Source organism: Aeromicrobium sp. REDSEA-S32_B7, assembly GCF_001626145.1.
GTDB classification, from domain to species: domain Bacteria; phylum Actinomycetota; class Actinomycetes; order Propionibacteriales; family Nocardioidaceae; genus Aeromicrobium; species Aeromicrobium erythreum.
The window spans coordinates 1-4933 of record NZ_LUNF01000253.1 but is presented as its reverse complement, the minus strand read 5'-3'; the positions used below and the strand labels follow the sequence as shown (position 1 = coordinate 4933).

The window sequence follows — 4933 nt, the reverse complement described above, 5'->3', positions numbered from 1 at the left end:
GCGGTGAGCAACTGCTCGTCGTGCCTGACCGACGGCGACTCCTTCGAGCCGCCGAACGCCGTGAAGGGCGACGTCGCGCGGATGGTCATGTACATGGCGGTGCGCTACGAGGGCGGCGACGGCTTCGCCGACCTGGAGGCCAACAACCAGGTCAACGGCAGCACGCCGTACCTGGGGAAGATCTCGGTGCTGCTGCAGTGGCACGCGCAGGACCCGCCGTCGTCGGCGGAGCAGCGTCGCAACGACATCATCGACTCCCAGTACCAGGGCAACCGCAACCCGTTCATCGACCACCCGGAGTGGGCGCAGTCGGTGTTCGGCTGACGGTTCCGCCCTCCATCGGTGGCTGGGCAACCTCAGCGCCGGCGGGACGGCGTGTCGGTGGCTGGGCATCCTGAGCAGCGCTGCTGCGGGTGCCTGGCCACCGACGCCGGGCGTCGGGAATCTTCGACGGGGGCCTGGGGTTGTACAGTGGTGAGACGCCGTGCCCGCGAGGGTGGGCGTGGTTGACAACTCAAGAGGGGCTGATCGGTTTCGACTTTGGTCGTTCGACTCAGGAGAAGCGGGTAGAGAACGCGACGTCATCTCTTTAACGTTCGTCGCAACCCATAAGTGCCGATTCCAAGCGCACTGACTTCGCCCTCGCTGCCTGACAGCGACTGGTGAAGGGCAGACCCGGGAGCGTCCCCGTCCCGGATCGTCTGTCTCATCTAGGGGACTTGCTGGCCGCGTAGCGTCACGTGACGCGGTCGGGACTTTTTCGTGACTGAGCCTGTCGGTGACGTGTTCGTCCGAGCACCGGGGCTGAGAAAGGCGATCTGACGCACTGCACCCGGAGAAGTCCTGACTCAGCGCCAGAGGACCCGGGTTCGATTCCCGGCAGCTCCACGTCACGGCAGGACCCCCGACCTCTCGCGAGGTCGGGGGTCCTGTGCGTTCTGGTCGGGGGTCCTGCCGGGACGTGCATCGGGCAGAGCAATCGAGTCGGGCCCCCCTTCGCGGCGCAGCCGCCCAGCGAGGGATCCCGGCAGCTCCACCGAGCCTCGAAGGCCCCGCACCGTCCTCGTGACGGTGCGGGGCTTTCGTGCATTGTGTGGGGCCTTCGAGGCTCGGTGAATCAGGCACCGTGAATCGAGTGGGCCCCACCCTGCGCCGCGGAGCGGCCGTCGGAGGGATCCCGGCAGCTCCCCCCACCAGGATGTGGAACGTCATCGCCCGGAGTGCGGCCTCAGACGGGCGATGACGTACCGGATCGTGCGGAGTGGCGGGCGATCTCGAGGAGGTAGGCGGTGAGGTCGCCGCAGGTGTGCGCGGCCGGGGAGTGCTCGTGCTCGTCGGCGCGCAGGTGGTCACGGACCCGCAGGAGCGCCGTCGTACAGGTGTGGACGTCGTCGCTGGCGACGGGGAGGTGTGGCGTGCCGGCGAGGTGGCAGAGCCGCTCGGTGCCGCGGCGCCGGGCGATTATGATGTGGGTGCGGTCGGCGTCGTCGACGAGTGGACGGTCGTGCTCGGTGAGGACGGTCTGCGCGAGCCGGGCGAGCAGCCGGTTGACCTGCTCGGACTCGGCGAGCAACGGGAGCAGGTCGACCGCGCCGTCACCGTCGTGCCGAGCCCGTTCCTCCGCGACCCGGACGGCCTGGCGTCGCGCGGGAGCCGTGCGCAGCACGGTGCGCGCGACACGGGGGTCGTCGGCGAGGACCGCCGAGAGTGCGGTGTCCCAGCCGAGGGCGAGCAGCCGCAACGCGCGGCGCACCTGCACCTCGACGTGGTCGTGGCGGGCGGCGGGCAGGGTGCGGACGAGCTCGGTCATGTCTCGATCGTGGGCGGCGGGGAGGGCGCCGGCCAGGTGCCTGACGCGATCTTGACGCGATCTTGTCGCCGCGACGGTTCCGGGTCGTCGTCGGTGGGACGCAGACTCGACGGGTGAGCGTTCCCTCCTCCCACCACGCCTCCCCGATGCTGCTGTTCCCGCTCGCGTCACCCTCGACGACTACGGCGCTCCGGCTCGCGCGCCGCGTCGACGGACGTCGCGTGGCCGTGGCGTTCAGCGACGTCGAGCGACTGCGTGCCGCGCTCGGTCGCGACGTGCCCGCGGCACGGATGTGCCTCGCCGCGGCGCACGCGATGCTCGACCCGATCGGGGTGCGCGAGGTGTGTGTCGACCCGCAGGCGCTGGTCGAGCCACAGGCCGTCCAGCACCGCGTGGCCTGACCCCGCGGAGCGGTCGCGACGTCAGCGCGCTGCGAGGGACGCCAGGGAACGCGCCTGCTCGAGGACGCGGGCGTGGTACTCGCTGCCCTCGTTGTAGGAGGAGATCGCCGCCACCCAGTCGGGGCCGCGGGTCAGGTCGCGCTCGCCGTGGCACAGGTAGCGGGCAGCGGCGAGGGCGGCGTCGTCGACGTGCTGCGGGTCGGCGCGTCCGTCGCCGTCGCCGTCCGCGCCCCACCGCTCCCAGGTCGAGGGGAGGAACTGCATCGGGCCGACCGCGCGGTCCCAGCGGTCGTCGCCGTCGACCTCGCCGTCGTCGGTGACGACCGAGCCGTCGATGGTGCCGTGCTCCGACTCGACCGCGCCGATCGCCGCGAGCGTGTTCCACCCGAGCCGGCAGCCCGGCTGCTCGCGCTCCAGCCGCAGGGCCGCGCCGGCGTACGCGCGCAGCACCCGCGCCTCGACACCCGTCGACGCGGCCGTCGCCTCGATCCAGGCGCCGTCGGGCAGCTGGGCCACGGGCACCTGAGCCGGGTCGGGCTCGGCGTCCCGCGACGCTGCCCGCGGAGCCGGCGACGTCGACGCCCGCGCGTCGGGTGGTGCGCCCGCAGCACCCCTGACGGCGTCGGACCCGGGGTCGGGCAGGACGACCGCGACGACCAGCAGCACGACGCCGAGGAGCCCGGCCAGCCCAGCGCAGAGCACGGGCAGCCGCTCCCTCACGCGACGCCCCGCGCCGCAGCCGGTCGACGGCCGGTCCAGGACGCGAGCATCCCGTGCCGTGGCGCGACGAGCCAGGTCACGATGAAGACGGCCGTGAGCGTCAGCACGACGACGGCGCCGGTCGGGAGGTCCCACGTCCACGAGACGTACAGCCCGACGAACGCGCCCACCGCTCCGATCACTGGGGCCAGCACCATCATGACCCCCAGCCTGGAGGTCAGCAGCCGCGCGGTGGCGGCCGGGGTCACCAGCAGCGCCAGGACGAGCACGTTGCCGATCGTCTGCACGCTCACCACGACACTCAGCGCGATGAGCACGTACAGCGCGAGGTCGACCCAGAACACCCGCACCCCCTGGGCACGGGCGCCCTCGCGGTCGAGCCCGACGCTGACGAGCTCGGGGTGCAGCCACGCGCACACGGCGAGGACGACGACGGTCACGACGCCGACGGCCACCAGGTCGCCGTCGTCGACGCCGGCGATCGACCCGAACAGGAACTGCTGCAGCGAGCCGGCGTAGCCGGGCGCCTGCGCGATGATCACGACACCCAGCGCGAACGCCGCCACGAACAGCACGCCGATGACCGAGTCCTCCCGGAGTCGGCGGTTCTGGGCCATGACGGCGATGAGCACGGCGGTCAGCACCCCGGCGACGGCGCCGCCGAGCACGAGGTTCGCCGACAGCACGAACGCGACCGCGAGGCCCGGGAACACCGCGTGCGCGACGGCGTCGCCGATGAAGGCCGTCCCACGCAGGACGACGTGGCAGCCGACGACCCCGCACACGAGCGCCGACGCGACGGCGACGGCCAGCGCGCGGGGCAGGAACGCGAGGTCCGGGTTGACGAGGTCGGCCAGGAAGTCGAGGAACCCCACGTCACACCGCCTGGAGCGCGCGCACGAGCGCGCTGTCGGGGCGGGTGCGAAACGTCTCGACCCATGCCTGCACGTCGGCGGCGACCTCGCGCGTCGGTCCGTCGGCGCGCACGGTCCCGTTCACGAGCACGAACCGGTCGCACTGGTCGACGGCGCCGACGAGGTCGTGCGTCGACATCAGCACGGCCAGCCCGTCGTCGGCGAGCTCGCGGACGAGGGAGGTGATGAGGTCCTGGGCCGGCACGTCGAGCCCGGTGAGGGGCTCGTCGAGGAGCAGCACCGACGACTGCAGCACCAGCGCACGGGCCAGCAGGACCCGCTGGCGCTGACCTCCCGACAGCTCGGCCACGGGCCGGTCGGCGAGGTCGCGCACGTGGGTGCGCTCGAGCGCGTCGGCCACGGCGCGCCAGCTCGCCGCACCGGGACGCCAGCCCGTCCAGCGGGTGCCGGTGAGGCCCGACGCGACCATGTCGGCGACGCTCACCGGGAAGTCCCAGGCGACGTCGACCCGCTGGGGCACGTGGCCGATGCCGGAGCGCCCCGGCCGCACCGGGCGACCGTCGACGACGACCTCGCCGCCCCGGCGGGGGACCACGCCGAGCACCGCGCGCATGAGCGTGGTCTTGCCGGCCCCGTTCGGCCCGACGAGCCCCACGACCTGTCCCGGCTCGACCCGCAGCGCCACGTCGCGCAGCACGGCCCGACCGGCGAGGTCGACGGCGAGGCCGGAGACGCGCAGCCCACGCTCCACGGTCGGCGCGGGCCGGCTGCGTGCCGACGACCCTGTGACGTCCGGCGAGGTGCCGAGGGCGGTCATGCGACGTCCGTCCCGCCGAGCGCGCGGCGACGCTGGGCGCGCAGGCGGACGACGGCGACGACGGCGCCGACGAGCAGCAGGACCGCGAGCACGGCGATGGCCGCGACGAGCGCCGTCACCAGGGTGCCGTCGCTGACGTAGTTCTCCCACGAGCCGCTGGTGATGAATTCGGGCGTCGCAGATCGCTGATCGGCGTCGATGGGGGTCGGGATCAGGGGAATCATCGCGACGGCGAGAGCCACCAGCCAGACACCGGCTGCCGTGCGGCGCGGTCCACGAAGTTCGACAAAAGCGCGGTACGTGCCGAGGG

General features: G+C 72.9%; 7 protein-coding genes and 1 other RNA gene. 3 read left to right on the top strand and 5 right to left on the bottom strand.

The genetic code is table 11. The annotated features are described in order from the left end of the window. Together A6Q79_RS15880 and ssrA are read left to right on the top strand one after the other, a co-directional pair. A partial coding sequence (locus A6Q79_RS15880) for an endonuclease (protein WP_317698738.1) occupies positions 1–324 on the top strand: 324 nt, incomplete at its 5' end. A 196-nt stretch (positions 325–520) separates the two neighbouring features. After that, positions 521–891, top strand: a transfer-messenger RNA (tmRNA) gene (gene ssrA / locus A6Q79_RS15875). Positions 892–1228: 337 nt separating this feature from the next. Here ssrA and A6Q79_RS15870 read toward each other — a convergent pair. Continuing rightward, positions 1229–1810 carry a hypothetical protein gene (locus A6Q79_RS15870; protein ID WP_286689645.1) on the bottom strand — a complete coding sequence of 194 codons (582 nt, stop codon included), beginning with the start codon at positions 1808–1810 and terminating at the stop codon, positions 1229–1231. Between the two features lie 113 nt (positions 1811–1923). Here A6Q79_RS15870 and A6Q79_RS15865 point away from each other — a divergent pair, with 113 nt between their 5' ends. Continuing rightward, entirely contained in the window at positions 1924–2211 is a 288-nt protein-coding gene (locus A6Q79_RS15865; protein ID WP_286689644.1) for an SAV_915 family protein, read from the top strand. A 21-nt stretch (positions 2212–2232) separates the two neighbouring features. On the opposite strand, the gene A6Q79_RS15860 is transcribed toward A6Q79_RS15865, so the two are convergent. The 4 genes from A6Q79_RS15860 to A6Q79_RS15845 form a co-directional block, all read right to left on the bottom strand. Continuing rightward, positions 2233–2931: a lytic transglycosylase domain-containing protein gene (locus A6Q79_RS15860; protein ID WP_317698737.1), complete on the bottom strand. Its 699-nt coding sequence runs from the start codon at positions 2929–2931 to the stop codon at positions 2233–2235. Further along, positions 2928–3806 (bottom strand): anchored repeat-type ABC transporter permease subunit, encoded by an 879-nt coding sequence (locus A6Q79_RS15855; protein WP_286689642.1) that lies wholly within the window; start codon positions 3804–3806, stop codon positions 2928–2930. Before A6Q79_RS15855 ends, A6Q79_RS15860 begins: the two co-directional genes overlap by 4 nt. Position 3807: 1 nt before the next feature. Continuing rightward, on the bottom strand, positions 3808–4623 hold the full coding sequence (locus A6Q79_RS15850) for an anchored repeat-type ABC transporter ATP-binding subunit (RefSeq protein WP_286689641.1): 816 nt from the start codon (positions 4621–4623) through the stop codon (positions 3808–3810). Continuing rightward, the coding region (locus A6Q79_RS15845) for a hypothetical protein (protein WP_317698736.1) at positions 4620–4933 on the bottom strand (314 nt) is incomplete at its 5' end. The genes A6Q79_RS15850 and A6Q79_RS15845, both read right to left, overlap by 4 nt.